This is a genomic window from Streptomyces iakyrus (assembly GCF_000717055.1).
In the GTDB taxonomy this organism is placed as follows: Bacteria; Actinomycetota; Actinomycetes; order Streptomycetales; family Streptomycetaceae; genus Streptomyces; species Streptomyces iakyrus.
The window spans coordinates 1-464 of sequence record NZ_JNXI01000089.1; the positions used below are offsets into that span (position 1 = coordinate 1).

Here is a 464-nt window from a genome sequence, read left to right on the forward strand (position 1 = left end):
CCGGTATCGACCTCACCCCGCCGCGCCTCGGCGATGCCTGCCTGGTGTTGATCGACATCCAGAACGAATATCTCGCAGGTCCCTTGGCCCTGCCCGACGCCAGCCCGGCGATTGCGCGCGCCACCGCATTGCTCGGTCGCGCACGGGAAAGCGGCGCCAAGATCATCCACATCGCGCACAAGGGAGCGCCGGGCAGCCTGTTCGATCGCGACGCGGAGCGCGGCGCGATCGTGGCGCAGCTCGAGCCGCGGCCCGGCGAGATCGTGATCGAGAAGCAATTGCCGAACGCCTTCGCCGGCACCGAGCTCAATGTGCAGCTGGCCGCGACCGGCCGCAAGGAGTTGGTGCTCGCCGGCTTCATGACCCATATGTGCGTGAGCTCGACCGCGCGCGCCGCGCTCGATCTCGGCTTCCGCACCACGATCGACGCCGAGAGCTGCGCCACCCGCGACCTGCCCGACGGC

The 464-nt window shown here is 69.6% G+C and carries 1 protein-coding gene; it reads left to right on the plus strand.

Annotation, left to right across the window (positions count from 1 at the left end; all coding sequences use genetic code 11):
• Positions 1-464 (plus strand): cysteine hydrolase family protein (locus tag OO68_RS48875; RefSeq protein ID WP_033314713.1); only part of this gene is annotated, 464 nt, incomplete at both ends.